This window comes from Methylobacter tundripaludum SV96 (genome assembly GCF_000190755.2).
GTDB lineage: Bacteria > Pseudomonadota > Gammaproteobacteria > Methylococcales > Methylomonadaceae > Methylobacter_A > Methylobacter_A tundripaludum.
Genome location: NZ_JH109152.1, coordinates 2825136 through 2850549, shown reverse-complemented (window position 1 = coordinate 2850549; position 25414 = coordinate 2825136). Strand labels below are relative to the sequence as shown.

The following is a 25414-nucleotide window of genomic DNA, read 5'->3' as shown; positions in this document are numbered from 1 at the left end:
GGTTTAGGCCAGTAGGGCGCATTCCGAAATCGCCCTACTTGACCGCCCGCAACAAATTGCCGCAATACAGCTCCTTACCCGTTGTTGTCCGCATCCACAGTTGTTTTATTTCCAGTTGATTTGCAGAAAAATACTGCCGGGCAGACATTGCCAAATCCGCCGGCTCTACTTTAGGCGAGTAGGTATTAAGAATTAAAAAAGCCCCCGGATTCATTAACCCATAAGCTGTTTCTATCAAGCCGGACAGGTGATTTTCCAGCTTCCATTTTTCGCCTTTGACACCTAGTCCCCAGGCAGGCGGGTCCATGATAATACCGTCGTATTGTTTGCCCCGCTTCAATTCGCGTTGGGCAAATTTTAACGCATCCTCAAGCACCCATTTGATGCCGGAAAGATGACTCGGCAATTGCTCCATGCATTGCTCTACCTCCTGCATCCCGGCAGTCGTGCGTTCCATATTCTCGTTGGCCCAGGTGATCATTTGCCTGACCGAATCCACATGCGTCACTTCCGCCCCATTGTCACGGGCAACCAGCGACGCCGCTCCAGTGTAGGCAAATAAATTTAAGACCTTTTGCCCGGCACTCACCCGTTCCTTAATAAAGCGCCAATTTGCCTGCTGTTCGGGGAACAAGCCCACATGTTTGAATTTGGTTAGCTTCAAGCCGAAGTTTAAGTTTCCGTAGGAAATAAGCCATTGTTCGGGAGCATGCGGTTTGATGTTAAGCCAGCGGCCTTGGGTTGAAGATTGTTCTTCAAATTCCCAATGCGCCATGTCTTGCCATTGGGCAAAAGGCCATCCCGGTTTGAAATTGGCTTGGATTTCCGGACGGATGGTGATGACCTTCCCCCACCGTTCCAGCTTCTTGCCTTCGCCCGCATCCAGCAGTTCGTAATCAGGCCAAGGCTGGCCGTATTCGCGTGGAATTATTCCGGTTTGTGCTTCTTCATTCATGCGATCGCCATTTTCATTGGCAGACATATTAATATTTCACTCATAAGGCATCAAAATTTTTTGCACTAAACTCGCACTATCTTTAATGTTGGCGCATCACGCCAGACAACAATATCGAATCGATACAACATTCGCCTACCTCAATACACCCCAAGCCCGCCAATAAGCTTAGTGCAGCGGATTATTCGCGATTCTAGCTCAGCCTGTTCATCGATTCATATACAAGATTTAACAGCATCACCTGATTGGTAAGCTCAAGTTCATGAAACAATACCCCATGCGAGAACCTTGGCGGCGCGTCTTTTTTCTTGCTGGGCAACTGTTGAATACTGCGAATCGTCACGCTGGTATCTATATGCGCGCTCTGATTGGTCGGCTTGATAGGGAAGTCGAAAGAAATTAAAGCTTCTTGATTAAGCTCGCCCAGAGCGCTATCGGCAATTATTGCAGCGCCTGTGACACTGATATCGGCAATAACGCCGGCTTGAGTGATGCCATTGACCTGCACCGGCAAATTGACCTTGGCTCTGATGGCTCCGCGCAATGCGATGGATTGAATATCCGTGGGAAAGCTTAGGTGCATATAATGATGCGGGGCTCTGAAGATGGTTTTGACATGACACGTCAACGTAAAAACATCCACCCCTGATAATATCCGCAGGGTAACCTGCTCGCCTACCTGAATTTGAATGGAAAGCCCATTCTCAACAGGTGTCTTTATTATCAAGTAGTCTTTATCTAAGTAACCGATGAGCTCTGTATAATAAATCAGCTGCTTGGCGCCATTTTGCACCGCCATTTGCAAGCGTGCCCCGACTTGCAAATTCATATCCTTAAAAGTAGCCATCCTGCCTTCATCCAAATTCTAATGTAAGCTTTTAATTATACAAATAAACAGCGCAACTAGAAAGGACACAATCCGCCCTGCTAACCATCAGGCATCGGGCGGCTTACACAACCGACAACTTCAATACAAGCCCAATTGCAACTGAGCGACTTCCGACATCATTTCCCGCGACCAGGGCGGGTCAAGCACCACTTCGACATTAACACTGGCGACGCCGGGCAGTGCGCGAATGCCTTTTTCCACGTCGCTCTGGATAACAGGCCCCATCCCGCAGCCTGGGGCGGTCAAGGTCATTATCACATGAACATGATTCAGGCCTTCATCCGCAGGCGTTACCAGACACTGATAAACCAGCCCGAGGTCAACAATGTTGACCGGAATTTCGGGGTCGTAAACAGTTTTCATCACTTCCCAACAGTTTTGCTCAACCGCCGCCGCGTCGGTTTCCGATACCAGCGTATGCAGCTGATTCGGTTCCTTGCCCAAAGCATCGGCATCCGCTCCGGCAATTCGCACCATGTGGCCGTGTTCGGTGACCACGGTATAGTTGTCGCCGAGTGCCTGATGAATGGTGACTATCTGTCCTTGACTTAAAGTCTCGGTATTGCCGTCAGGGATAGTAACAATATTGACATCCCGGGTTAAAACAACGTCTTCTCTTTCAGCCATAATAATTCAGTTATAGATAGAAGGTTCGTGCATCGATAGCTTGGCCGGTTATGCCTATACTTTCTGAGCCGAATAAATACAGATAAATGGGAGCCAGCGATTTCATTGACGGCAGCTTGCTTTTATCTTCAGCCGGATAGGCCCGTTTTCTTAACGGAGAATCTATCGGCCCCGGTATCAGGGTATTGACCCTGATTTTTCCGAAGGCTTCATGTTCATCGGCCAATATATTTGCCAAGCCTTCCATGGCTATTTTTGAAACGCCGTACGCGCCTGCATAAGCAGGCGCTTTCCTGGCAGAAGAATCGGACGTGAACACAATAGAAGCATGTTCGCTCTTTTGCAGCACCGGCAACAAGACCCTGCACAGTAGAAAAGGTGCATTCAGGTTAACGTTTAAAGTATGCCCCCAGTCTTTGGTTTTGTATGTGGCGATTGGAGAAAAAGCGCTGAACTCTACCGCTGAATGCAAGATGCCCTGCAGAGAGCCATACTTTTCACCAATCTTATCGGCCAATTCCTGATACTCGTTTTCATTGGCGCCCGCCAAGTCAAACGGATAAATGACCGGCTCGGGCGCCTTGATGGTCAAAATCGCATCGTAAACCGCTTCCAGTTTGGCAATGTTTTTATCCAGCAAAATGATGTGCGCACCGTGTTTGGCCAGTGCCAGAGCAGCAGTGCTGCCAAGACCTCCGCCCGCGCCGGTAATTAAGATGACTTGATTTGTTAGCGGCATGACAGTGATGCTATCCAGGTTGATATTTGATCGGGCGACTCGATTAACGCATCAGCGCCCCAGGTTTCCGGAGTATCGCCGGGGTTAATATAGCCGTAAAGTGCAGCCAGCGTTTTCATTTGCGCATTTTTCCCGGCAGTAATGTCATGCAGGGCATCGCCGATATAGACGCATTCCTGCGGATCGACGTCCGCCTGCCTGCAGGCTAGCAGCATCGGTTCCGGATGGGGCTTGGGGTTGGCGGTGGTGTCGCCGCTGACGATGCAGGCGGCGCGCTCGGTCAGCTTTAAAGCGTCCATCAGCGGGTTGGTAAAGCGTTCGCGCTTGTTGGTGACCACGCCCCACTTCAATCCTTGCGCTTCAATCGCAGCCAGCGTATCGGCCATGCCCGAGAAAAAGACCGTGTGTTCGGCAATATTATTCTGGTAATGAGTCAGCATGGTTTCCAGAATAGCGGCCTTCAACCGATCGTCAAGTTCAGGCCGACTGGCGTTGATCATTGCCGCCGCGCCGAACGAAATAAACGGCTTGATGATTTCGGGCGCCACGGTATCAAAGCCATGGATATTTAGCGCGCGGTTCAGGCATGAAATCAAATCCGGCGCGGTGTCGACCAGAGTGCCGTCAAGATCGAATAATACGCAGGATAATTTGAAATCGGCAGCCATATTTACTCGGGACGCTTAAAGGCAGCGATGTAATTAACGTCAATGTCTTTGCCCAGGCTGAAATGCTTGCTGAACGGATTGTATTCAATGCCTACCATGCCTTGCAATTCAAGACCTGCCGCGCGCGCCGACTGGCTCAGCTCCGACGGCTTGATAAAGGTTTTAAAATCATGGGTGCCTTTGGGCAGCATTTGCAGGACGTATTCCGCGGCAAAAATAGCCAATAAATAGGCCTTGGGCTTGCGGTTGAGCGTCGAGAAAAACACCATGCCGCCGGGTTTAACCATTCTGGCGCAAGCTGAGATGATCGAACCGGGATCGGGTACATGTTCGAGCATTTCCATGCAAGTCACGTGATCGAAGCTTTCCGGCTGTTGTTCGGCCAAGTCTTCTGCGCTGATTTTTTGATAATGCGCGTTAACACCGGATTCAAGCCCGTGCAGATCGGCAATATCAATCAGGTCTTCGCTAAGATCGATACCCAACGCATCAGCGCCGTGTTTAGCCAGGCCTTCGGTTAAAATACCCCCGCCGCAACCGACATCAACGATGCGTTTACCTGCAATATCCGCATAACGCTGGATAAACTGGAGTCGTAGCGGGTTAATATCATGCAGGGTTTTGAATTCGCCCTGAGTATCCCACCAGCGTTCCGCCATCGAGCCGAATTTATGGATTTCGTGCGGGTGTACATTGTTTGTTGCTGTCATCGTGCTAACCATGATTTGAGGTTGATATAGTTTACTATATTACTGGGTTATTCGTCATATGTTGTTCTGTCGCGAACTGCTTTCATGATACCTGATTTGAGCAAGACACATCCATCATAACGACACCCCATTCATCCCTTTATTTTCGGTGTTACTGCCGCCTGCCGGACAAAAAAAAGGCCGATGCACATGCATCGGCCTTTCACTTAGCTCGTCAATTTACAGGGTATTAACTGCATTCAATTCCTGAAAAGCTTGTTCCAAACGAGTCGCCATGCCGACTTCGCCGGCACGTTGCCAAACGCGTGGATCGTAGTATTTCTTGTTTGGCTTGTCGTCCCCATCAGGGTTGCCGATTTGGCCTTGCAAATAACCTTCGTTTTGTTTGTAGTAGTTCATGATGCCTTCCCAAGTTGCCCATTGGGTGTCGGTATCGATGTTCATTTTGATTACGCCGTAGCTGATTGATTCCTTGATTTCTTCAGGCGTTGAACCTGAACCGCCGTGGAATACAAAATTCAGGGTGTTGGTCGGAACGCCGAATTTTTCAGAAACGTATTTTTGCGAGTTAGCCAAAATGCTTGGCGTCAATTTAACGTTACCCGGCTTATAAACACCGTGAACGTTGCCGAATGAAGCGGCAATCGTGAAACGATGGCTTATTTTGCTTAACTCGTCATAAGCGTAAGCGACATCTTCTGGCTGAGTGTACAGCATGGAATGATCCATATCGCTGTTGTCAACGCCGTCTTCTTCACCGCCGGTGCAGCCCAATTCGATTTCCAAGGTCATGCCCATTTTGGACATGCGCGCCAGATATTGGCCGCAGATTTCGATGTTTTCTTTCAGGCTTTCTTCAGACAAATCCAGCATGTGCGAGCTGAATAAAGGTTTGCCGGTTGCCGCAAAATGTTTTTCGCCGGCATCCAACAATCCGTCGATCCAAGGCAGCAGTTTTTTTGCCGCGTGGTCGGTGTGCAAAATAACCGGTACGCCGTATGCTTCAGCCATTTGGTGTACGTGTTGAGCACCGGAGATAGCACCCAAGATGGCCGCTTGCTGGCCTTCCGCTTTAAGGCCTTTACCGGCAACAAATGCTGCGCCGCCATTGGAAAACTGGATAACGATAGCCGATTTTACTTTCGCGGCCGCTTCCAACGCTGCATTAATCGAATCAGTGTTAATGACATTTACCGCAGGTAATGCAAAGCTGTTTTCTTTGCAAATCGCAAAGATTTTTTGTACGTCATCACCAGTTACAACACCGGGTTTTACTACATCTAAAATTTTCTGTGACATTAAGGGGTTCCTGTTCAATCTGTTACGTTGAGAATAATCAAGCCGAGAGTCATTGCGGTTGCGGATACAAATACCCACAGCCCAATGCGGTCTGCCGGCTATTATAAAGTGTGTTCATATAATAGGCTACTTGCTGATACGGTGACCCAGTGACAATTGCCCATTATTCGGAGCTAAAGCGCCTCCTACAGCACATCCAATTGCGCATAAGCCAATATCAGCCACTTGAGGCCTACTTGCTTGAAGTTGATCTGCACTCTTTCCTGCGCGCCGTCGCCTTCCATCTGCAACACCACGCCTTCGCCGAATTTGGCATGACTGACGCGTTGCCCCAACTTGTATTTTCCTTCCGTTTGCAACGACTGCGCCTTCGGTTTTACCGAAGTCACCGGACGCGTCACGGTGGCGCGCATCCTGACTTCCTGGATATGTTCAGACGGAATCTCGCGCAGAAACCGCGACGGTCTGGGATAAGTTTCCCGTCCGTATAAACGCCGGGATTCGGCATAAGTCAGATACAACTGCTTCATGGCGCGGGTAATGCCGACATAGCAAAGCCTGCGCTCCTCTTCCAGTCGCCCGACATCGTCAACAGACTGCTGCGACGGGAATAAGCCTTCTTCCATACCGACCAGGAACACCTGCTTAAACTCCAGTCCTTTGGCCGAATGCAGGGTCATCAGCTGCACGCAATCGTCGAAGTCATCGCCTTGCAGTTCACCGGATTCCAGTGTGGCATTCGCCAAAAACATATCCAGCTCGCCCAAATTTTCTTGATCTTCCAGATCTCCGATGGTGCTCGCATCGAAAAGCCGTGCCGCGTTGACCAGCTCTTCCAGGTTTTCTACTTTTTCTTCGCCTTTGTCCGCCTTGTCCTTTTGATACAGCTCGATCAGGCCGCTTTTTTCGACCACCAGTTTGACCTTTTCAAAAAGCTCAAGGCCTTCCGCCTGCCCGTCAAACCGCTTAATCAACTCCAAAAAGCCTATCAGGGCATTGGTCGCCCTTGCCGACAGGGTGCGCTGATTAATCAGCACGATCGCCGCCGCCCATAACGAAAGGCTTTGATCCCTGGCAATGTTCCGAATATCGTCAATGGTTTTGGCGCCTATGCCGCGCGTCGGGGTGTTGATCACCCGTTCAAACGAAGCGTCGTCATCGCGGTTGGACATCAGCCGTAAATAAGCCAGCGCGTTTTTAATTTCCACCCGCTCAAAAAAGCGCAACCCGCCGTAAACCCGATAAGGTGTGCCGGTGGTCATCAATCTTTCTTCAAACTGCCGGGATTGGGCGTTGGATCGATACAGAATGGCGACATCCTTGCGCAGTCCGCCCTCATTGACCCAAGCCCTGATGCGCTCGACCACAAAATGGGCTTCATCCTGTTCGTTGAATGCCGCGTACAGGGAAATCAAATCGCCGTCACCGGCATCGGTCCACAGCTCTTTGCCCATGCGACCGTCATTGACGCTGATGACCTTGTTGGCGGCTTTCAGGATATTGCCGGTCGAGCGGTAATTTTGTTCCAGCTTGATGACTTGATGATTGGGATAATGCTTTTGAAAGCTGTAGATATTCTCGATTTTCGCACCGCGCCAGCCGTAAATGGACTGATCATCATCACCTACGACAAAGATATTGTCCTTGCCCTCGGTCAGCAGCCGCAACCAGGCATATTGTATGGTATTGGTGTCCTGAAACTCATCGACATGAACCTGCCTGAAACGCTGCTGATAAAAATCCAGCACATCGGGGTTGTCGCGTAGCAATTCATGCGCCCGCAGCAGCAACTCGGCAAAATCCACCAAGCCGGAGCGGTCGCACAGCTGTTCATAAGCTTTATATATGATCAGCATTTGACGCTGGTAAGGATCGCCGGTCTCCATCATATGCCGCGCCCTGATGCCCTCGTCTTTTTGCGCATTGATATACCATTGCACTTGGCGCGGCGGCCATTTATCCGCGTCAAGATTAAGCGTAGCCAGCAGGCGTTTGATAAGCCTCAACTGGTCGCCTGAATCCATTACCTGAAAGGTTTCCGGCAATTTGGCCTGTTTGGCATGCCGTCTTAACAGCCGGTGCGCCACGCCGTGAAAAGTGCCTATCCACATGGATTGCGCGGACATATTGAGCAATTCCTCAATCCTGCCGCGCATTTCCTTGGCCGCTTTATTGGTAAACGTTACCGCCAGAATGCTGTGCGCCGACACGCCCAGCACCTGAATCTGCCAGGCGATGCGATGCACTAATACGCGAGTCTTGCCGCTGCCGGCGCCGGCCAAAACCAGCATGGCTTGGGAAGGCGCGGTAACTGCCTGACGTTGGGCATCATTGAGGGGATCTATTATTGAAGTGACATCCATTATTTTTTTCGCTTGCACATTTTTCGGAGCTGTGTATATTGCATGGGTTCGATAATGACAGACCGAACCGTTGCTTTGCTAAAGATAATAATAACTACACACAGAGGATTTTAAGATGAATTTTGATTTTAAACGTATGCTTAAATTTGAACACAATGTTGGCGAGAAGGAAAAGAAATACCGTCTATATGCGGGATCGGCACTTCTGGTTATTTCTCTTTTCGTCCCTGGCGGTGAGGTTCTTTTATTATTGGTGGGTCTGGTTCTTGTTGCAACAGGTTATTCAGGTTGGTGCCCGGTTTATTCAGGACTCAATAAAAACACCTGTGGAACAGCTGAAAGCGGCTCCACAGAAAACGATTCTACAGAAAGCTAAGTCATAAAGGCACAAGACAAAAACCGAAATTTAGTCTTGTGCCTTTTGCCTTGAATCTTTCGCTTTCCTACTCTTCTTTACTAAACTCGCCTTCCAACACATTATTTTCAGCCGCTTTTGCCTGCTGAAAATGCGCCCCGGCCTGAACAAGATAATGTTCAATCACATATTGGGCGATTTTCCTGCGCAACTGCGGAATTAAGCAGGCAAAGCCGATTATATCCGTAATAAATCCCGGCGTTAGCAATAATGCCCCCCCTACCAGAATAATAGGGCCTTCCACCATCTCATAAGCGGGAATCTCGCCTTGCGCCAAACTCTCCTGAAATCGCTGAAACGTTGCAAAACCTTGCTGTCTCAATAGCCAAGCGCCCAGCACTGCGGTAAACACCACCAGCAAAATGGTCGGGAATGCACCAATAATTCCACCTACCTGCAACAGCAAATAAATTTCTGCAAAAGGGATAATCAGGACGACCAGAAATAGCGTTTGAAAAGTTTTCATCTAAAGTACCCGTGTTGTAATCATCGTCGTTACAATATAAGGGCAATTCCGGTTAATTTCTAGGATAATATCCGACGCCCCAGCTTTTATGACCTGTAACATGCCTGCCAACCATCAAATAATCTTCTGCACTTGCCCTGATAAAGACACGGCTGAAAAAATAGCCCGACTGCTGGTCGCAAATAACGAGGCCGCCTGTGTAAACATTTTACCCGGCATGACCTCTATTTATACATGGAAGGAACAAATTGAATCCGCCCAGGAACATCTATTGCTGATCAAGGCGCATAAAGATCACTATCAGGCTATTGAAACGACCCTGCGCAACCATCATCCTTACGAACTGCCTGAAATAATTGCCGTCACCATTGAGCGCGGCTTACCCGAATACCTGAATTGGATAGATTCATGCCACTCTTTAAAATAATTGTTCTCTGTTTCCTGTCGCTTGTCAGCCAATCGACCTTTGCGCTGGGCGCTGACGAAATCCTGCCGCCCGACCAGGCCTTCAAGGTTTCGGCCAAAGCGATTGCCGCCGACCGGATTGAAATCTCCTGGGACATCGCCGAAGGTTATTATCTTTACCGCAATAAAATGCGTTTTGAATCAAAAACTGGGCAAATCCGGTTAGGCGAGCCTGCATTTCCGTCCGGGCAAACCCATCAGGATGAAAACTTCGGCGATGTGGTTATTTACCGCAATACCCTGAACGTTCCGGTTGCCTTAACCGTCGAAAACGGCGCATCGTCCCTGCAGCTGTTAGTGCAATATCAGGGCTGTGCCGACCGGGGCATTTGCTATCCGCCTCAGAAAACCACTTTCGATCTCAAGCTGCCCGCACCTTCTGCCAAAATCGATCCGGTCAAGCAACTGCTAAAAGGCGCTCAAAGCTTAAAACTTAACTTGTTTGAAGATGACCTGCTACAGCCGGATCAGGCTTTCGAGTTTTTTGCATCAGTCAAAGACGATCACACCGTGCATGTTAACTGGCGCATTGCCAACGGCTATTACCTGTACCGGGAAAAGGTCCAATTTGAGCTGATTAACGCTGACGGCGTAAAGCTTGGAACGTACGATATTCCCAGAGGTGCGCCTAAACAGGATGAAGCCTTCGGCCAGGTTGAAACCTTCCACGACGAACTCGACTTTGACCTGCCGCTTATCCGTTCCAACCAAGCGGCACAAACCATTACCCTGCTGGCAAAATATCAGGGTTGTGCCGACCGCGGCGTTTGCTATCCGCCGATGAGCAAAAAAATCGACCTGGCCCTGCCGATCGCCCAGCAACCGGCTGCGCCGGAACTTTCCGAACAGGATCAAATCGTACAATCCTTGCACAAGGACAGCTTACCGATAACCTTGCTCAGTTTTTTCGGCTTCGGCTTGTTGTTATCGCTGACCCCGTGCATTTTTCCGATGATTCCGATTTTATCGGGCATTATCGTCGGCCACGGCAACCGGATTACCACCGGCCGGGCCTTTTCACTGTCCTTAAGTTATGTGATTGCCTCGGCGCTGACCTACACGGTGTTCGGCATACTCGCCGCGTTATTCGGCAGCAACCTGCAAACCGCTTTTCAGCAACCCTGGATCATCGGCCTGTTCAGCGCCGTTTTTGTCGCGCTGTCCCTGTCGATGTTCGGCTTTTACCATCTGGAACTGCCCAAATCATTACAAGTCAAACTGCATAATTCCAGTGAAATACACCGTGACGGCTCGCTCTGGGGCGCCGCTATCATGGGTTCGCTATCCTCGCTGATCGTCGGCCCCTGCGTTGCCGCGCCATTGGCGGGTGCGCTGATTTATATCGGCCAAACCGGCGACGCAGTGTTGGGCGGCAGCGCCTTATTTGCCTTGGGTTTAGGCATGGGCGTACCGTTGCTGTTGCTGGGCGCGTCCGCCGGAAAACTGCTGCCCAAAGCCGGAGACTGGCTTAATTCCACCAAAGCGGTATTCGGCGTCATCATGCTGGCGGTCGCAGTGTGGATGCTCAGCCGGATTTTGCCGGGCAACGTGATCATGATGCTGTGGGCGATGCTGCTGATATTTCCGGCCATTTACCTCAGCGCCGTCGATCCGCTGCCCGAAAACAGTTCCGGCTGGCGCAAGCTGTGGAAAGGCTTAGGCTTGATGATGCTGGCTTACGGCCTGTTGTTGCTAATCGGCTTTAGCCTGGGCAACAGCAATCCGTTAAAGCCGCTGCAAGGACTCGGCGTGAGTAATGCGCAAGCCGCGGAACCGGGTATTGTTTTTGAACGAGTCGCGTCAATAGCGGCGCTGGAAGCCCGGATTAAGCAGGCCAATGCCAACCATCAACCGGTTATGCTGGATTTTTACGCCGATTGGTGCATCTCATGCAAGGAAATGGAAACTTATACTTTTGCCGACTCGCGCGTTAAACAGGCGCTCAAAGGCTATACATTGCTGCAAATTGATGTCACCAATAATTCGGATGACGATAAGGCGCTGTTAACGAAGTTCAACCTGATCGGGCCACCGGCCATCTTGTTTTTCGGTTTGGACCACCAGGAAAAAACCGCCTACCGGGTCATCGGCTACCAGGATGCCGAAACCTTTATTAAATCACTGCAACGTACCTCATTATGAAAAAAACAGCCCTGATTATTATTGCCGCGATTATTGCCCTGAGTCTTGGCGTAACCGCCCGGCATCTTTTTTCATCCGCTGAAAAAACCACTCCTAGCGCCTTACCCGCGTTCAACCTGCCCGATCTGTCCGGCCAGCAGCGCAACATTGCCGAATGGCAGGGCAAGGTATTGGTGATCAATTTCTGGGCGACATGGTGCCCGCCCTGTCTTAAAGAAATTCCCGGTTTTGTCGCCTTGCAGGAACAATATGCCGACCAAGGCGTACAGTTTATCGGCATCGCTTTGGAGGATAAGGAACCGGTCGCCAAGTACGCCGCCGAAAATAAAATCAATTATCCGATTTTATTGGGCGGCGATAATGGTGTCACCCTGGCTCATCAACTGGGCAACAGCGTTGATGCGGTTCCCTATACCCTCATTGTTGACCGGCAAGGGCAAATCATAAGTCGACATCCGGGGGAGTTTTCCAAAGAGCAAATACTGGAAATTATTACGCCGTTGCTGAACTAATATCACTGGTTTAAATCAAGCCAAGTGGAGTAACCCATGCTTTCCCACCCGACTGCCGCGCTAACGCATAAATAACTTTCAAAATCAGCAGATTTGTGCGTAACAACTCCAAACAGCCTGAATTCTGTCGCTAACTTTTGCTAAAAACAGAATATCTGGACAAAACCCCATAAATTGGGCAAAATTAACAGATAATAATGCTTTTTAACCCCTAAACTGACTGCAAAAATTGATGGCTACAATTACCGTTTTAAATGGGCCGAATTTAAACCTGTTAGGTATTCGGGAACCCGGTCTTTACGGAAATCAAACCCTCGGCGACATTAAGCATACTCTTGAACAAAAGACTGCCGAACTGGGTCATCAGTTTAACTTCCATCAAAGCAACGCAGAACACGAAATTGTAGAACTGATCCATGAGGCTTACCAAGCCCACGTTGATTTCATCATTATTAATCCGGCAGCCTTCACTCATACCAGCGTCGCCATTCGCGACGCGCTGCTGGCAACCAAGATCCCATTTATAGAGGTTCATTTATCAAACGTCCACGCACGTGAACCTTTTAGAAAACATTCCTATTTCTCGGATATTGCCATAGGCGTTATCTGCGGATTAGGCGCAACAGGGTACGAACTGGCCTTACTGGCCGCTCATCAGATATTAGCCGAGAGACATTAAAATTATGGATATTAGAAAAATAAAAAAACTCATCGAGATTATCGAAGAATCCGACATCGCCGAACTGGAAATCAAAGAAGGCGAAGAATCCATTCGCATCAGCCGTTATTCCGCCGCTCCCGCTGCTGTCGCCTATGCGCCCGCACCGGTTGCCGCAGCCCCTGCCGTAGCCGCTTCTGCAGCGGTGCCTGCCGAAGAAAAGATTACCGGACATGTGGTCAAGTCGCCGATGGTCGGTACCTTTTATCGCTCCGCTTCGCCCGGCACCAAGGTTTTCGCCGAAGTAGGCCAATCCGTTCAAGTCGGCGATACCTTGTGCATCATTGAGGCAATGAAAATCCTCAATCAGATCGAGTCGGATAAAAGCGGAACCATCACCAAAATTCTGGTTGAAAACGCCGAACCTGTCGAATATGGCCAGCCATTATTCATCATTGAATAACACAAGGAACGGGGAACTCATGTTCGATAAAATCGTTATCGCCAATCGCGGCGAAATAGCTCTGCGCATTTTACGCGCCTGCCGGGAACTGGGTGTCAAGGTTGTTGCCGTGCATTCCGAAGCGGATCGGGATCTAAAACACGTACGTCTCGCCGATGAATCCGTTTGCATCGGCCCTGCGTCATCCGCTGACAGCTACTTGAATATTCCGGCCATTATCAGCGCCGCCGAAGTGACCGACGCGGAAGCCATTCATCCCGGTTACGGCTTTTTGTCTGAAAATGCCGATTTCTCTGAAAAGGTAAAACAAAGCGGCTTTGTTTTTATCGGCCCGAATGCCGAAACCATCCGCATGATGGGCGACAAGATTTCCGCCAAGAAAGCCATGCTGGAAGCGGGAATTCCCTGCGTTCCCGGCAACAATGACCCCTTGTCGGATGACAATAAAAAGAACCTTAAGTTGGCTCATGAAATCGGCTATCCGGTCATCATCAAGGCCGCCGGCGGCGGCGGCGGCAGAGGCATGCGTACGGTGCATACCGAAGCGGCCTTATTAAACGCCATCGCGATGACCAAAGCCGAAGCGGGAACTGCGTTCGGCAATCCCACGGTGTACATGGAAAAGTTTCTGGAAGATCCCCGGCACATCGAGTTCCAGGTCATGGCCGATTCGCATGGCAACGCGATACATTTAGGCGAACGCGACTGCTCCATGCAACGCCGCCATCAAAAAGTGGTTGAAGAAGCCCCGGCGCCGGGCATCACCGAAGCACAACGCAAAGCCATCGGCGAGCGTTGCGCCAAAGCCTGTGTCGACATCGGCTATCTGGGCGCAGGCACTTTCGAGTTTTTGTATGAAAAAGGCGAGTTCTATTTCATTGAAATGAACACCCGCGTTCAAGTCGAGCATCCCGTTACCGAAATGGTGACCGGTTTTGACATCGTCAAGGAACAACTGCGCATTGCTGCGGGCCAACGACTGTCCATTACCCAGGACCAGGTAAAAATTCAGGGCCATGCCATCGAATGCCGGTTAAATGCCGAAGATCCCAGAACCTTCATGCCCTGCCCCGGCACCATAGACCAGTTCCATATGCCCGGCGGCCCCGGCATCCGTTGCGAGACTCATATCTACAACGGCTATAAAGTGCCGCCTTATTACGATTCGATGATCGGCAAACTGATTGCCCACGGCGAAGACCGCAAGAGCGCCATTGCCCGGATGAACACCGCGTTAAGCGAAATCATCATCGACGGGATTAAAACCAATATCCCGCTACAGCACGACATCATGAATGACAGTGCGTTTGCAGTCGGCGGGCAAAACATCCATTACCTGGAAAAAAAGCTGGGGATTTATTAAAAATTCACCACGAAGGCACGAAGATTTTAAGTTTATAGGTTGAGCTATCGGTAATTGCTCCATGCAGTCGCGTAAAGCACGCTGTGCGTACCCTACGCAATTCTAAAACTTCGCGTCCTTCGTGCCTTCGTGGTGAATAACTAACCCACTATCCGCCCCTACACATACATTTCCAAATCATGGCCTGGCACCAAATTACCGTTATCACCAATGAAGACATCGCGCCCCGGCTTGCCGACTTTTTCGACAATCTCGGCGCTGTGTCCGTTACTTATATGGACGCTGAGGACGAACCGGTTTACGAACCGGCTATCGGCGAAACCAAAATATGGAGCAACACCGAAGTCATTGCGCTTTATGAACTGGATGCCGAACCCGAACTGATCAAGACGCTGGTTTACGCCCAGTTTAAAGCAGAGCAATTGCGCAACTGGAAATATGAAGAAGTTGCCGACCAGGAATGGGAACGCGCCTGGATGGAATATTATAAGCCGATGAAGTTTGCCGAGAAGCTCTGGGTTTGCCCGACCGATCAGGAACAGTATGAGGCAGGCACGGTTTGCCTGACCCTCGATCCGGGTCTTGCTTTCGGCACCGGCACGCATCCGACCACCGCTTTATGCCTGGAATGGCTGGCGAGCCATGACTTAACCGGCAAAACCGTCATCGATTACGGCTGCGGTTCCGGAATACTGGCTGTTGCGGCGATATTGCTAGATGCCAAGGAAGCTCACGCGGTGGATATTGATCCGCAAGCAATCACCGCAACGCAAAGCAATGCGCTAAAAAACCAGGTGCAAGATAAAATAGCTTGCTATCTGCCCGAGCAATTTACGCCGTTTCAGGCGGACATCGTGCTGGCCAACATACTGGCAAAGCCCTTAATCGACATGGCGGAACAGATTTGCAATCTGGTCGCCCCCGGCGGCCAACTGGTTTTGTCCGGCATTTTGCATGAACAGGCCGAGTCGGTGATGAACGCTTATCAGCAATACATAGCGTTCAACGCGCCGGTGCAACAGGAAGACTGGATCAGGCTTGACGGCATCAAGCGCTAATCAGCCCCGCTTACCCTGGGACCGAGAAATCGTACCCGGTAGTACTTATTGGGGCGCAGGACTGATTAGCGCTGTACTGCTGCTGGCCGGGCAAATAGTGTATTTTGAAGGCACGGCGCTCAGCCGGAACCCGACCTTTCGGCCCGGACTGGAAAAAATATGTCGACAACTGAATTGCCAACTGCCCGCCTATAAAAATCCGGGCGAGTTCGCAGTATTGCAGGGCTCATGGTCCGCTTTACCGGATCATAGCCGGTTATTCAGAGCGGTGATCCGCAACCGGGCCGCTTTTGCGCAGCCTTACCCGAACCTGGATCTGGCCTTGCTCGACTACGCTGAAAATCCGTTCGCCCGACGCGTTTTTCGAGCGCAAGACTATTTGCTCAAAACCCAGGCTGCAACGTCAGTCATGTCCCCTGATGCGACTGCCGCAATCAGCCTGAACATCGCCGCACCAAAAACCAATGTCGGCGGTTATACTTTTAAACTCATTGATTAATATGGCTCATCCGGAAATTTATTTAAAAAAGAACGAAGACAAACGTCTGCGCAAAGGCCATCTCTGGGTTTTCAGCAACGAGGTCGACACCAAGCGCTCGCCGCTTGAGCAGTTCAGCGCCGGCGACCTGGTTCAGGTAAAAAGCGACGACGGCAAGGTGCTGGGCACCGCCTACATCAATCCTCAAGCCCTGATCTGCGCGAGACTTCTGTCCAGAAAACCCAACTTGAAATGCGGTGCCAACTTCTTCAAAGAACGATTGACTACCGCACTGGCTTTGCGCGAAAAACTGTTCGACAAACCTTTCTACCGCCTGGTTTTCGGTGAAAGCGACGGCTTGCCCGGACTGGTCGTCGACCGTTTCGGCCCGGTGTTGTCGGTGCAAATAACCACCGCCGGGATAGAACAGCGCAAGGAATCGCTATTTGCCGCGCTGATTGAATTGCTGAGTCCCGAAGCCATTATCCTGAAAAACGATAACAGCCAGCGGCAACAGGAAGGTTTAAGCCTGGAATCCGAGCTGGCTTACGGCAAGCTCCCCGAGCCGCTGATCATTGAAGAAAATGGCGCGCAATTTAAAATCGACATTCTGGGCGGACAAAAAACCGGCTGGTTTTACGATCACCGCAGCAGCCGCGCGCAATTGGCGGGCATTGCCAAAAACCAGCGGGTGCTCGATTTGTTTTCCTATACCGGAGCCTGGGGCATTCCTGCCGCGTTGGCCGGAGCCTTGGAGGTCACCTGCGTAGATGCCTCGGAAAGCGCGCTGGCATTGGCAGCGGATAATGCCGCGCTAAACGGGGTTCAGGATAAAATGCACTTTGTGCGTAGCGATGTATTTGAGTTCCTGAAGCAGGCTCGTTTGGAAAACCAGCTCTATGACATTATCGTACTGGATCCGCCCGCTTTAATTAAACGCAAAAAAGATTTCAAACAAGGCTACGAAGCTTATCGACGCCTGAATCACCTGGCCCTGCAAGTGCTGTCCAAAAACGGCATACTGGTCTCGGCATCCTGCTCTCACCACCTGAGCCGTGAAAACCTGCATGAGATTTTACGCTCGTCAGGACGACACATAGATCGTCATCTGGTGTTTTTTGCCGGAGGCGGACAGGGACCCGATCACCCCATCGACCCGGCAGCGCCCGAGACCGAATATTTGAAAACTTTTTTTTGTTCTGTCTCTTCAAGCTTGTAAAATGTAAGGGCAATTTATGGTCAATGCAAAAGATAAGGAACCCTGCGTACTCTGCGGTCAACCGGTAGAAATCACCGGATTTTCCCTGACCACCAGTGACGGCCTGCAAAAGTTTTGCTGTGCCGGGTGTCTGAGCATTTATCAGTTACTTAATGAGGATAATACCAAACCGACTATAACCCCCCTACTAACAACAAAAAAATGAGGATATAAAAATAATGAAAGCTTGTGAGTCCTGTTCCGGTCGCGTTGAAATCGGCAAAAACCATCAGAAAATCCCGGTATTGCAAAGAGCCATTGGCATGGTCCTGGTCTACATGCCCATCTTTACCCTTCCCTTTGTGTTTGCCAGCGCCTATATGACTTACTGGCACTTGCTGATGATGGGCGCCAAAAACCTCAAGACCTACTCGGATTTCCTGCCTGACCGGGCCAGCCATCGTTATACCTTAAAAAACCAAATTACCATGGACGCCTCATTCAAGGCCAGCACCTCCCAGTCAAAACTGTTCTGGATACTGAACTGCACCTGGTACTGCCCGTGCAGTGTCGCCCTGTTCGAATGGCATGCCTATATGGTCAAGATTGTTGAGAACTGGTGGTGCCCGTTCGCCCATGATAAAAAAGAAGGCTATAACAACGCCAAAATCGATAAGTCTTTCTGGCATATCTATGCGGAAGACGCTGCTAAACTGGAACCGGAAGACCGCGACAATCCGATTTGGAACGAGGACGGAGATAAGTGAGTTAGACGAAGGGCTAAAGGCGAAAGGCGAAAAAAACCTCCCTTGTGCCTTTAGCCCTTCGCCCTTAGCCTTCCCCATGCACATCGGCCCTTACCAACTTAAAAACAACCTGATTCTTGCGCCTATGGCCGGTATCAGCGACCGTCCGTTCAGGGAATTGTGCAAGCAATTCGGCGCAGGCTTGGCCGTGTCCGAAATGGTGGCATCCAATCCGGCGTTACGTCAGCATAAAAGAACGCTGTTAAAAGCCGATCATGACGGTGAAACCGGCATACGTTCCGTACAGATTCTGGGCACCAACCCGCAACTTATGGCTGACGCGGCAAAACTTAATGCCCAACGAGGCGCCCAGATTATCGACATTAACATGGGCTGTCCGGCAAAAAAGGTGTGTTCGGTTGCCGCAGGCTCCGCGCTATTACGAGATGAAGCGCTGGTAAAACGAATACTCGATGCGGTCGTCAATGCCGTCGATATTCCGGTCACGTTAAAAATCCGTACCGGCTGGGATTTACACAGCCGCAATGCCGTTGAAATAGCCCGCATAGCCGAAAATGCGGGCATTGCCGCGTTGACGATTCACGGGCGAACCCGTGCCTGCAAATTTGAAGGCCGAGCCGAACATGAAACCCTTAAAAAAGTGAAACGAGCTATCAGTATTCCGGTTATCGCCAATGGCGATATTGATTCTCCCGAACAGGCCCGATTTGTGCTTGAGTCAACCGGTGCGGATGCCATTATGATCGGTCGGGCCGCTCAAGGAAATCCATGGTTATTTAGTCAAATAAGTCACTTTATCAACCATGGCAAACACCTTGAAAAACCAACAGTTACGGACATACACAACACAATATCAAGCCATTTGGACAAACTATATAGCTTCTACGGCAATGCGAGCGGTGTTAGAATAGCGCGCAAACATATAGCCTGGTATTTTAAGCATCTTGAGTCCGTAGCCCAGGATGCCCAAAGCAACATCAACCGGGCGCAATGTCCATCCCAACAAATAGCGCTGATTAATTCGGCATTTAATCTTTTAACCTCCGACAGTGCTGCATAATATGAACGCATCCCAAAAAAGTGCCGAAATCATCAACATAGACAGCAAAAAAATCGCAACCATTCCCTTATCCGCACATGTTAAACAGACCGTGGAGCAATATTTCCTGCATCTGAACGGTCATGATGCGGTGGGTTTACATGCGATGGTCATCGGCGAAGTTGAAAAGCCTTTATTGCAGGCAACGCTGGAACATTCAGGCTACAACCAAACCAAAGCGGCCAAAGCATTGGGCTTGAGTCGCAGCACCTTGCGCAAAAAACTGGAATTCTACGGCCTGTCCTAATACCCAAACAAGGCTGGTTTTACCCCCTCTTTCATTCTGAGATCTACATGAACAAAAAAGTAACTCGCGCGTTGGTCAGCGTATCCGACAAATCCGGTATCGTGGATTTTTGTCGGGAACTCAATCAATTAGGCATCGAAATCCTGTCCACCGGCGGCACCGCCAAGACATTGGCTGAGCATAACATTCCGGCAACTGAAGTTTCCGATTACACCGGTTTCCCGGAAATGATGGACGGCCGGGTTAAAACCTTGCACCCCAAAGTCCACGGCGGCATTTTGGCGCGTCGAGGCATCGATGACGCGGTGATGGCCGCAAACGGCATTAAGCCGATCGATATGGTAGTGGTCAACCTGTACCCCTTCGAACAGACTATCGCCAATCCGGACTGCGACTTGGACACGGCCATTGAAAACATCGACATCGGCGGCCCGACCATGATCCGCGCCGCCGCCAAGAATCATGCCGATGTCGCCGTCATCGTCGATCCGGCCGATTACGCATCGGTTATTGCCGAGCTGAAAAACAACAGCAGCCTTTCGCAGCAAACTCGCTTCAATCTGGCGCTGAAAAGCTTCGAACACACGGCCCGTTATGACACTGCGATTTCGGCCTACCTGGGCAACATTCACCGCGCCTGTTCCCGACAGGCTAGCGGCATACACACCATCCCTGGCGATAACGGAGTCCAGTTTCCCGACACGCTGAATTTGCAGTTTTACCATAACCAGACCATGCGTTACGGCGAAAACCCGCATCAAAACGCGGCGTTTTACCGGGAAAAAACACCGGCCGCCGGCACGATTGCCGCCGCCAAGCAATTGCAAGGCAAGGAACTCTCCTACAACAATATTGCCGATGCCGATGCCGCGCTGGAATGCGTTAAATCATTCGGCGACCAGCCCACCTGCGTTATCGTCAAACATGCCAACCCCTGCGGCGTAGCCCAGGCAGACAGCCTGCTTGACGCTTACGACAAAGCTTATGCCACCGACCCGACCTCGGCATTCGGCGGCATTATCGCGTTTAACCGCGAACTGGACGAACAAACCGCCGCTGAAATCGCCAAGCGTCAATTTGTCGAAGTCATTATTGCGCCGTCCATCAGCGCAGCCGCGCAAACCGTTTTGGCGGCAAAACAAAATGTGCGCGTGCTGGAATGCGGCACCTGGAACAGCGATAACCAAGCGTCACTTGATTTCAAGCGCGTTGCAGGCGGCTTGTTGGTTCAAGACAAGGATCTTGGTGAAATCAGTGCATCCGACCTCAAAATAGTCAGCAAACGCGCCCCGACCGAACAGGAACTGGCCGATTTGCTATTTGCCTGGAAAGTCGCCAAATTCGTCAAATCCAATGCGATTGTGTACTGCAAAAATGGCCAGACTATCGGCGTAGGCGCGGGACAAATGAGCCGGGTTTATTCAGCCAGAATCGCCGGTATCAAAGCCTCCGATGCGGGCTTGGATGTTCCGGGTTCCGCGATGGCTTCCGACGCCTTTTTCCCGTTCCGGGACGGCATCGATTCCGCCGCCGAAGCGGGCATCACCGCCGTCATCCAGCCCGGCGGCTCGATGCGCGATAATGAAGTCATTGCCGCAGCCGATGAGCATAATATCGCCATGGTCTTTACCGGCATGCGTCATTTCAGACACTAATATTTTAAAAGCATTAACCACGAAGACACGAAGAGCACGAAGTTTTACCCTTTTTTTCTTCGTGTCCTTCGTGTCTTCGTGGTGAATTAATCAATCTACTTACGCTTTATTGATTAAATATACGAACTTTCTGTTTCAATCAATTGTTATGGGTGACCGCCCGGTCGTTCTTGCAACTAACGAGTATCATTATGAAAATCCTCATCGTCGGCAGCGGCGGCCGTGAACACGCCCTCGCCTGGAAAGCCAAGCAATCAGCCAAAGTCGAAAAAGTGTTTGTCGCGCCCGGCAATGCCGGTACTGCGTTGGAACCGTCGGTTGAAAACATCGCCATTGCCGTCGACGATATTGCCGCGCTGTTGGCATTCGCCCAACAACAAGCGATCGACCTGACTATCATCGGCCCCGAAGTGCCTTTGGTTCTGGGCATCGTTGATCGTTTCCAGGAAGCGGGTCTCAAATGCTTCGGTCCTACCGCAAAAGCCGCGCAACTGGAAGGCTCGAAAACTTTTTGCAAAGACTTCATGATCCGCCACAACATCCCGACGGCGAAATACCAGTCCTTCACCGACAAGCAGCAAGCCATCGATTACATAAAGCAGCAAGGCGCGCCGATCGTGGTCAAGGCCGACGGTTTGGCAGCAGGCAAAGGCGTGATCGTCGCCCAGACCGAACAGGAAGCGATAGCAGCTGTTGAGGACATGTTATCCGGCAATGTGTTCGGCGAAGCGGGCAACCGGGTCGTCGTCGAAGAATTCCTGACCGGCGAGGAAGCCAGCTTTATCGTCATAGCCGACGGCAAACACGCCTTGCCAATGGCGACCTCGCAGGATCATAAAGCCCGCGACAATGGCGATCAAGGCCCCAATACCGGCGGCATGGGCGCTTACTCCCCTGCTCCCGTCGTCACCCCGGAAATACACGACAAGGTCATGCGCGATGTGATCGAACCGACCTTAAAAGGCATGGCGGAAGACGGTTTGCCGTATACCGGTTTTCTGTACGCCGGTTTGATGATTAGTGCCGACGGTTCCGTTAAAGTGCTGGAATACAACTGCCGCTTCGGCGACCCTGAAACGCAGCCGATCATGATGCGCTTGAAAAGCGATCTGGTAGAACTTTGCGAAGCCGCGCTGGCTGGAAATCTCGATAATACCACTAGCGACTGGGACGAACGCGCCGCATTAGGCGTGGTTCTGGCCGCGGGCGGTTATCCTGACGCCTATCAAAGCGGCGCGGTCATTTCCGGCTTGCCTGCCGAGGAACACGAAGACAGCAAAGTGTTTCATGCGGCCACCAAACAAGTCGGCAACGATCTGGTTACAACAGGCGGACGGGTATTATGCGCTTGCGCCTTGGGTCATGATATTAAGGAAGCTCAAAGCAAAGCCTATAAGTTAGCTAACGGCATCCACTGGGATAATGTTTATTACCGGACTGATATTGGTTTTAAGGCTATAAAATCCTCGTAGGGTACGCTGTGCGTACCCTACTTGACTCGCATGGGAGTCCATCAATGCCCGCAAACGACAGTGTTCAATTTTTCTTAAGATTAGTTAAAGAGAAACATCAGCGCCTTATTGAAACATCGGAACCATTACTTAAAGCATTAGCTAGTGAAGACCCAGACAATAAAATGGCTTGTGCAACAGCTATGCTTGGGGCAGCAAAAGATCTACAGGTGCTTTGTTCCTCCAACGATGTACCCTCATGGCTAATGCAAGTAATCAAATTCGTAACGGCCTACACAGCGGGGCAATGGTCAGCATATGATCTATTAAAGAATTTCATCTCGATTAAAACTTCTTTAGAGAATTATCAATGGGTCTTCGATGTAAACCCCGAGACTGCATTCGATTTCGACTTAATTTTTGAGCATTTCAAAAAGGAGAGCCGATTACCTGAATTATTTGATTTGATAATTCAGATTCTTGAGGAAATCAAATTAAGTGGAGAAATCGATAGCGTTATTATGCTTCGATCACTTGAAAAAGTAATCGCCACTATCAAAAAAAGCAAGGATGGATCGTACTTCTCAGTCAACAGCGCATGGGAATTCCTTCTGAATTTCTTAAAGAACTACATGTGGGGAGAGCTTTTTAATATCCCTGTGCTTGGAACCGCTCTAGAGGCATTGGAGAAGACCATAAACGAAACAAACGAGGAAATGTTCAAGTTACACCAACTGGTTCAGGAAGAAATGAGCAAAACTGTTGAAAACGAGATAAAGGTCTTAAAAGATAAGTCCAAATTCCCGTTTATTGCCTATGATAAGAGTGGCCATTTACTGGAAAATCCAGCTAGCCCTCGGCTGCCCAATGCCACAGCGTAGCTATAGCTCTGTAGGCCGCAATAAGCCTGTTTGAGCGGCAGCGAAAACAGGTGTTTCCGGCACCACCTCACGAATCTGCCGGAAACGCCACCTCGCGCTACGCTTGGGTGGTCTTATTCCGGCCTACATAACTGCACACCACCGGGGAGAACAAAAAGCGTTCCACTTACCGGACATAAGCAATTTGCAACACCACGTTTCGGGTGTCGTTGCTCCAGGTGAGCTCATGGATGTCAAACTCGTTTGCGCGCTGCCCGCTATCGCCGTCCTCTAATTTAATACCCAGTTTGCTGAGCTTAAAATGGGTTTTATCAATACTCAACAGCTTGTCAGGGGCTTCGATATAGCCAAGCAATGCGTCCAGATAAACATCCGGGTTGGCCAGACTCTTGACTTTCGACTCGTAAGATTCATCGCTCGTATTGAACGGCTGATGAGTTGCCATGCGAGACACCATCTCCCGTTTGACAAGCTCCACTACGCAACCGAACAAATACTCTTTTAGCGCGGAGCTTAGCTCTGCACCGCCGGAGCAAGGCGCGTGGATTTTGTGCAAAGAAAAATTGACCGCTTGTTGGGGTACTTCGCGAATGAGCATTTCTCCGTGCATGTCCATGCCCAGCATTCGCTTTTCACTCTTGACGGCAGTTAACAGCGCATACAGCACCGGGGCTTGATTTTTACTCTGGGAACGTAAATAGACCTTCGCGTCGGGATCGGTTGCAAATAGCTTCTCGATGTCTTTGCTATTGACGAACAGGGCGTTGACAAGTGGATCCGACTCAAATGCATCCCTATTCAAGTCGACGGGGGGCGGAATCTGATCCGCGACTTGGAGCACATGTCTATGCAACGCCCGCACATGTTCGCTTAGCTTATCGGAGTAGCCCTGTACGGCTCGCATCTTGGTGTTTGATGCATCGACGAAACTTTCGACAATCTGCCTGTCTTCATTCGCCTGTAGTTCAGCGTCGTGAATATGGCTACCCAGATTACTGACAAGCTGATGCAGGTGCTGTAATTGGTCGTCGAAAAATGCTCTAAGAATAGAGGCTTCGTGCGATCGTCTATCGTCGTTCATGACCGGCTTTTCCCGTATGGGTTTGAGGTGGAGTGGTTTAATAGCATATTTGCCGGTTCCGCATGAGCCGATGGCGCTGTTTGATCACGACTGCATGGAGCAGTTGCCAAGGCCGCCCTAATTGTCCGAAAGGTCAAATTGATCCGTGGCGTTTTCAATTTTTTGGTTTTCGGCACCGAATGCATCCAGTGATGTTGCAAGGTTCCGGCCATCACCAGCAAATCGCCGTGACCTAAAACAATATCCAGTTTTTCTTTGGTTTCTTTATGATGCAGCCTGAATAAGCGCTCATCGCCCAAGCTCAATGACGCAATCACCGGATTTGGCCCCAGTTCTTTTTCATCATCGGCGTGGCAGCCCATAGAGTCGTTACCGTCCCGGTACAAATTGGCTAATACGCTGTTAAAGGTGCATTGGCATTGCCGCTCCACTTTCTTCCTGATGGCCTGTAACACCGGAGTCCACGGCAGCGGCTGATGGTTAACGCCCGAATAGCGATACCAGGCATCGGGATCGCCGTACCAGCACATCAAACGGAGCACTTTTACCCATCTGCCGTAGATAAAAATGGCCTCTTCCTGCCAAGCCAAATCGGCTTGCAGCTGTGCAAACAGCCGGTCGGACTCCGGCAAGCTGTAAAACTGTTTGATTAAGTAAAGCTCGCCGTCAAAGGGGACTAGGTTGGGCGTCAACATGCTTTTTTAACTCCCTCACCCTGCCCTCTCCCACTGGCATAGGTATCTACATAAGTACCGGCCCCTTCTC

General features: G+C 50.4%; 28 protein-coding genes. 17 read left to right on the top strand and 11 right to left on the bottom strand.

Annotated elements, in window-relative coordinates:
* Positions 1-34 precede the first annotated feature (34 nt).
* From METTU_RS12780 to uvrD, 8 genes are all read right to left on the bottom strand, one after another.
* Complete coding sequence (locus METTU_RS12780; protein WP_006892092.1) at positions 35-982, bottom strand: class I SAM-dependent methyltransferase; 948 nt, start codon at positions 980-982, stop codon at positions 35-37.
* 166 nt (positions 983-1148) lie between these two features.
* Positions 1149-1802: a flagellar brake protein gene (locus tag METTU_RS12775; RefSeq protein WP_006892091.1), complete on the bottom strand. Its 654-nt coding sequence runs from the start codon at positions 1800-1802 to the stop codon at positions 1149-1151.
* A gap of 120 nt (positions 1803-1922) precedes the next feature.
* Positions 1923-2471: a putative Fe-S cluster assembly protein SufT gene (sufT, locus tag METTU_RS12770; protein WP_006892090.1), complete on the bottom strand. Its 549-nt coding sequence runs from the start codon at positions 2469-2471 to the stop codon at positions 1923-1925.
* A gap of 10 nt (positions 2472-2481) precedes the next feature.
* On the bottom strand, positions 2482-3210 hold the full coding sequence (locus tag METTU_RS12765; protein WP_006892089.1) for an SDR family NAD(P)-dependent oxidoreductase: 729 nt from the start codon (positions 3208-3210) through the stop codon (positions 2482-2484).
* The gene (locus METTU_RS12760) at positions 3201-3878 is read right to left on the bottom strand and encodes an HAD family hydrolase (protein ID WP_006892088.1); all 678 of its coding nucleotides are present in this window, start codon (positions 3876-3878) and stop codon (positions 3201-3203) included. The genes METTU_RS12765 and METTU_RS12760 overlap by 10 nt, the downstream gene beginning before the upstream one ends.
* Positions 3879-3880: 2 nt before the next feature.
* Positions 3881-4588: a bifunctional 2-polyprenyl-6-hydroxyphenol methylase/3-demethylubiquinol 3-O-methyltransferase UbiG gene (gene ubiG / locus METTU_RS12755; protein ID WP_040580568.1), complete on the bottom strand. Its 708-nt coding sequence runs from the start codon at positions 4586-4588 to the stop codon at positions 3881-3883.
* Between the two features lie 219 nt (positions 4589-4807).
* Positions 4808-5887, bottom strand: a complete 1080-nt coding sequence (fbaA, locus tag METTU_RS12750) for a class II fructose-bisphosphate aldolase (RefSeq protein WP_006892086.1) — start codon at positions 5885-5887, stop codon at positions 4808-4810.
* Positions 5888-6072: 185 nt separating this feature from the next.
* Entirely contained in the window at positions 6073-8250 is a 2178-nt protein-coding gene (uvrD, locus tag METTU_RS12745) for a DNA helicase II (protein ID WP_006892085.1), read from the bottom strand.
* A gap of 115 nt (positions 8251-8365) precedes the next feature.
* On the opposite strand from uvrD, the gene METTU_RS12740 reads away from it, so the two are divergent.
* Positions 8366-8626 carry a YgaP family membrane protein gene (locus METTU_RS12740; RefSeq protein WP_006892084.1) on the top strand — a complete coding sequence of 87 codons (261 nt, stop codon included), beginning with the start codon at positions 8366-8368 and terminating at the stop codon, positions 8624-8626.
* A gap of 67 nt (positions 8627-8693) precedes the next feature.
* Here the strand turns inward: METTU_RS12740 and METTU_RS12735 are convergent, their stop codons facing one another.
* Complete coding sequence (locus METTU_RS12735) at positions 8694-9131, bottom strand: FxsA family protein (protein WP_006892083.1); 438 nt, start codon at positions 9129-9131, stop codon at positions 8694-8696.
* Between the two features lie 88 nt (positions 9132-9219).
* Between METTU_RS12735 and cutA the strand changes: the two genes are divergently transcribed.
* The 16 genes from cutA (at position 9220) to METTU_RS12660 (ending at position 23568) form a co-directional block, all read left to right on the top strand.
* Positions 9220-9558, top strand: a complete 339-nt coding sequence (gene cutA / locus METTU_RS12730; RefSeq protein ID WP_006892082.1) for a divalent-cation tolerance protein CutA — start codon at positions 9220-9222, stop codon at positions 9556-9558.
* Positions 9540-11738: a protein-disulfide reductase DsbD gene (locus METTU_RS12725; protein WP_006892081.1), complete on the top strand. Its 2199-nt coding sequence runs from the start codon at positions 9540-9542 to the stop codon at positions 11736-11738. The genes cutA and METTU_RS12725 overlap by 19 nt, the downstream gene beginning before the upstream one ends.
* On the top strand, positions 11735-12250 hold the full coding sequence (locus METTU_RS12720; protein WP_006892080.1) for a TlpA family protein disulfide reductase: 516 nt from the start codon (positions 11735-11737) through the stop codon (positions 12248-12250). The genes METTU_RS12725 and METTU_RS12720 overlap by 4 nt, the downstream gene beginning before the upstream one ends.
* Positions 12251-12482: 232 nt before the next feature.
* Positions 12483-12929, top strand: a complete 447-nt coding sequence (gene aroQ / locus METTU_RS12715) for a type II 3-dehydroquinate dehydratase (RefSeq protein WP_006892079.1) — start codon at positions 12483-12485, stop codon at positions 12927-12929.
* Between the two features lie 4 nt (positions 12930-12933).
* On the top strand, positions 12934-13371 hold the full coding sequence (gene accB / locus METTU_RS12710; RefSeq protein WP_006892078.1) for an acetyl-CoA carboxylase biotin carboxyl carrier protein: 438 nt from the start codon (positions 12934-12936) through the stop codon (positions 13369-13371).
* 19 nt (positions 13372-13390) lie between these two features.
* Positions 13391-14734, top strand: a complete 1344-nt coding sequence (gene accC / locus METTU_RS12705) for an acetyl-CoA carboxylase biotin carboxylase subunit (RefSeq protein ID WP_006892077.1) — start codon at positions 13391-13393, stop codon at positions 14732-14734.
* Between the two features lie 179 nt (positions 14735-14913).
* The gene (prmA, locus tag METTU_RS12700) at positions 14914-15792 is read left to right on the top strand and encodes a 50S ribosomal protein L11 methyltransferase (protein WP_006892076.1); all 879 of its coding nucleotides are present in this window, start codon (positions 14914-14916) and stop codon (positions 15790-15792) included.
* A complete protein-coding gene (locus METTU_RS12695) occupies positions 15773-16291 on the top strand; it encodes a DUF3426 domain-containing protein (protein ID WP_006892075.1) in 519 nt (172 codons plus the stop codon). Before prmA ends, METTU_RS12695 begins: the two co-directional genes overlap by 20 nt.
* Before the next feature lies 1 nt (position 16292).
* Positions 16293-17489, top strand: a complete 1197-nt coding sequence (locus tag METTU_RS12690; RefSeq protein WP_006892074.1) for a class I SAM-dependent rRNA methyltransferase — start codon at positions 16293-16295, stop codon at positions 17487-17489.
* 16 nt (positions 17490-17505) lie between these two features.
* Positions 17506-17694: a heavy metal translocating P-type ATPase metal-binding domain-containing protein gene (locus METTU_RS22495; protein WP_006892073.1), complete on the top strand. Its 189-nt coding sequence runs from the start codon at positions 17506-17508 to the stop codon at positions 17692-17694.
* A gap of 13 nt (positions 17695-17707) precedes the next feature.
* Positions 17708-18235 (top strand): hypothetical protein, encoded by a 528-nt coding sequence (locus METTU_RS12685; RefSeq protein WP_006892072.1) that lies wholly within the window; start codon positions 17708-17710, stop codon positions 18233-18235.
* A gap of 76 nt (positions 18236-18311) precedes the next feature.
* Positions 18312-19295 (top strand): tRNA dihydrouridine synthase DusB, encoded by a 984-nt coding sequence (dusB, locus tag METTU_RS12680; protein ID WP_006892071.1) that lies wholly within the window; start codon positions 18312-18314, stop codon positions 19293-19295.
* Between the two features lies 1 nt (position 19296).
* A complete protein-coding gene (locus METTU_RS12675; RefSeq protein WP_006892070.1) occupies positions 19297-19581 on the top strand; it encodes a helix-turn-helix domain-containing protein in 285 nt (94 codons plus the stop codon).
* Between the two features lie 47 nt (positions 19582-19628).
* The gene (gene purH, locus METTU_RS12670; RefSeq protein ID WP_006892069.1) at positions 19629-21236 is read left to right on the top strand and encodes a bifunctional phosphoribosylaminoimidazolecarboxamide formyltransferase/IMP cyclohydrolase; all 1608 of its coding nucleotides are present in this window, start codon (positions 19629-19631) and stop codon (positions 21234-21236) included.
* Positions 21237-21427: 191 nt separating this feature from the next.
* Positions 21428-22708 carry a phosphoribosylamine--glycine ligase gene (purD, locus tag METTU_RS12665; RefSeq protein ID WP_006892068.1) on the top strand — a complete coding sequence of 427 codons (1281 nt, stop codon included), beginning with the start codon at positions 21428-21430 and terminating at the stop codon, positions 22706-22708.
* A gap of 44 nt (positions 22709-22752) precedes the next feature.
* Positions 22753-23568 (top strand): hypothetical protein, encoded by an 816-nt coding sequence (locus METTU_RS12660; RefSeq protein ID WP_006892067.1) that lies wholly within the window; start codon positions 22753-22755, stop codon positions 23566-23568.
* 166 nt (positions 23569-23734) lie between these two features.
* On the opposite strand, the gene METTU_RS12655 is transcribed toward METTU_RS12660, so the two are convergent.
* Complete coding sequence (locus METTU_RS12655) at positions 23735-24649, bottom strand: hypothetical protein (protein ID WP_006892066.1); 915 nt, start codon at positions 24647-24649, stop codon at positions 23735-23737.
* Positions 24646-25344 (bottom strand): alpha-ketoglutarate-dependent dioxygenase AlkB family protein, encoded by a 699-nt coding sequence (locus tag METTU_RS12650; RefSeq protein WP_006892065.1) that lies wholly within the window; start codon positions 25342-25344, stop codon positions 24646-24648. The genes METTU_RS12655 and METTU_RS12650 overlap by 4 nt, the downstream gene beginning before the upstream one ends.
* Between the last annotated feature and the right edge of the window lie 70 nt (positions 25345-25414).

Bases quoted from the DNA above. Each gene is read 5' to 3' on its own strand.
- METTU_RS12780 (WP_006892092.1), bottom strand. From the start codon at position 982: ATGTCTGCCAATGAAAATGGCGATCGCATGAATGAAGAAGCACAAACC.
- METTU_RS12775 (WP_006892091.1), bottom strand. From the start codon at position 1,802: ATGGCTACTTTTAAGGATATGAATTTGCAAGTCGGGGCACGCTTGCAA.
- sufT (WP_006892090.1), bottom strand. From the start codon at position 2,471: ATGGCTGAAAGAGAAGACGTTGTTTTAACCCGGGATGTCAATATTGTT.
- METTU_RS12765 (WP_006892089.1), bottom strand. From the start codon at position 3,210: ATGCCGCTAACAAATCAAGTCATCTTAATTACCGGCGCGGGCGGAGGT.
- METTU_RS12760 (WP_006892088.1), bottom strand. From the start codon at position 3,878: ATGGCTGCCGATTTCAAATTATCCTGCGTATTATTCGATCTTGACGGC.
- ubiG (WP_040580568.1), bottom strand. From the start codon at position 4,588: ATGACAGCAACAAACAATGTACACCCGCACGAAATCCATAAATTCGGC.
- fbaA (WP_006892086.1), bottom strand. From the start codon at position 5,887: ATGTCACAGAAAATTTTAGATGTAGTAAAACCCGGTGTTGTAACTGGT.
- uvrD (WP_006892085.1), bottom strand. From the start codon at position 8,250: ATGGATGTCACTTCAATAATAGATCCCCTCAATGATGCCCAACGTCAG.
- METTU_RS12740 (WP_006892084.1), top strand. From the start codon at position 8,366: ATGAATTTTGATTTTAAACGTATGCTTAAATTTGAACACAATGTTGGC.
- METTU_RS12735 (WP_006892083.1), bottom strand. From the start codon at position 9,131: ATGAAAACTTTTCAAACGCTATTTCTGGTCGTCCTGATTATCCCTTTT.
- cutA (WP_006892082.1), top strand. From the start codon at position 9,220: ATGACCTGTAACATGCCTGCCAACCATCAAATAATCTTCTGCACTTGC.
- METTU_RS12725 (WP_006892081.1), top strand. From the start codon at position 9,540: ATGCCACTCTTTAAAATAATTGTTCTCTGTTTCCTGTCGCTTGTCAGC.
- METTU_RS12720 (WP_006892080.1), top strand. From the start codon at position 11,735: ATGAAAAAAACAGCCCTGATTATTATTGCCGCGATTATTGCCCTGAGT.
- aroQ (WP_006892079.1), top strand. From the start codon at position 12,483: ATGGCTACAATTACCGTTTTAAATGGGCCGAATTTAAACCTGTTAGGT.
- accB (WP_006892078.1), top strand. From the start codon at position 12,934: ATGGATATTAGAAAAATAAAAAAACTCATCGAGATTATCGAAGAATCC.
- accC (WP_006892077.1), top strand. From the start codon at position 13,391: ATGTTCGATAAAATCGTTATCGCCAATCGCGGCGAAATAGCTCTGCGC.
- prmA (WP_006892076.1), top strand. From the start codon at position 14,914: ATGGCCTGGCACCAAATTACCGTTATCACCAATGAAGACATCGCGCCC.
- METTU_RS12690 (WP_006892074.1), top strand. From the start codon at position 16,293: ATGGCTCATCCGGAAATTTATTTAAAAAAGAACGAAGACAAACGTCTG.
- METTU_RS22495 (WP_006892073.1), top strand. From the start codon at position 17,506: ATGGTCAATGCAAAAGATAAGGAACCCTGCGTACTCTGCGGTCAACCG.
- METTU_RS12685 (WP_006892072.1), top strand. From the start codon at position 17,708: ATGAAAGCTTGTGAGTCCTGTTCCGGTCGCGTTGAAATCGGCAAAAAC.
- dusB (WP_006892071.1), top strand. From the start codon at position 18,312: ATGCACATCGGCCCTTACCAACTTAAAAACAACCTGATTCTTGCGCCT.
- METTU_RS12675 (WP_006892070.1), top strand. From the start codon at position 19,297: ATGAACGCATCCCAAAAAAGTGCCGAAATCATCAACATAGACAGCAAA.
- purH (WP_006892069.1), top strand. From the start codon at position 19,629: ATGAACAAAAAAGTAACTCGCGCGTTGGTCAGCGTATCCGACAAATCC.
- purD (WP_006892068.1), top strand. From the start codon at position 21,428: ATGAAAATCCTCATCGTCGGCAGCGGCGGCCGTGAACACGCCCTCGCC.
- METTU_RS12660 (WP_006892067.1), top strand. From the start codon at position 22,753: ATGCCCGCAAACGACAGTGTTCAATTTTTCTTAAGATTAGTTAAAGAG.
- METTU_RS12655 (WP_006892066.1), bottom strand. From the start codon at position 24,649: ATGAACGACGATAGACGATCGCACGAAGCCTCTATTCTTAGAGCATTT.
- METTU_RS12650 (WP_006892065.1), bottom strand. From the start codon at position 25,344: ATGTTGACGCCCAACCTAGTCCCCTTTGACGGCGAGCTTTACTTAATC.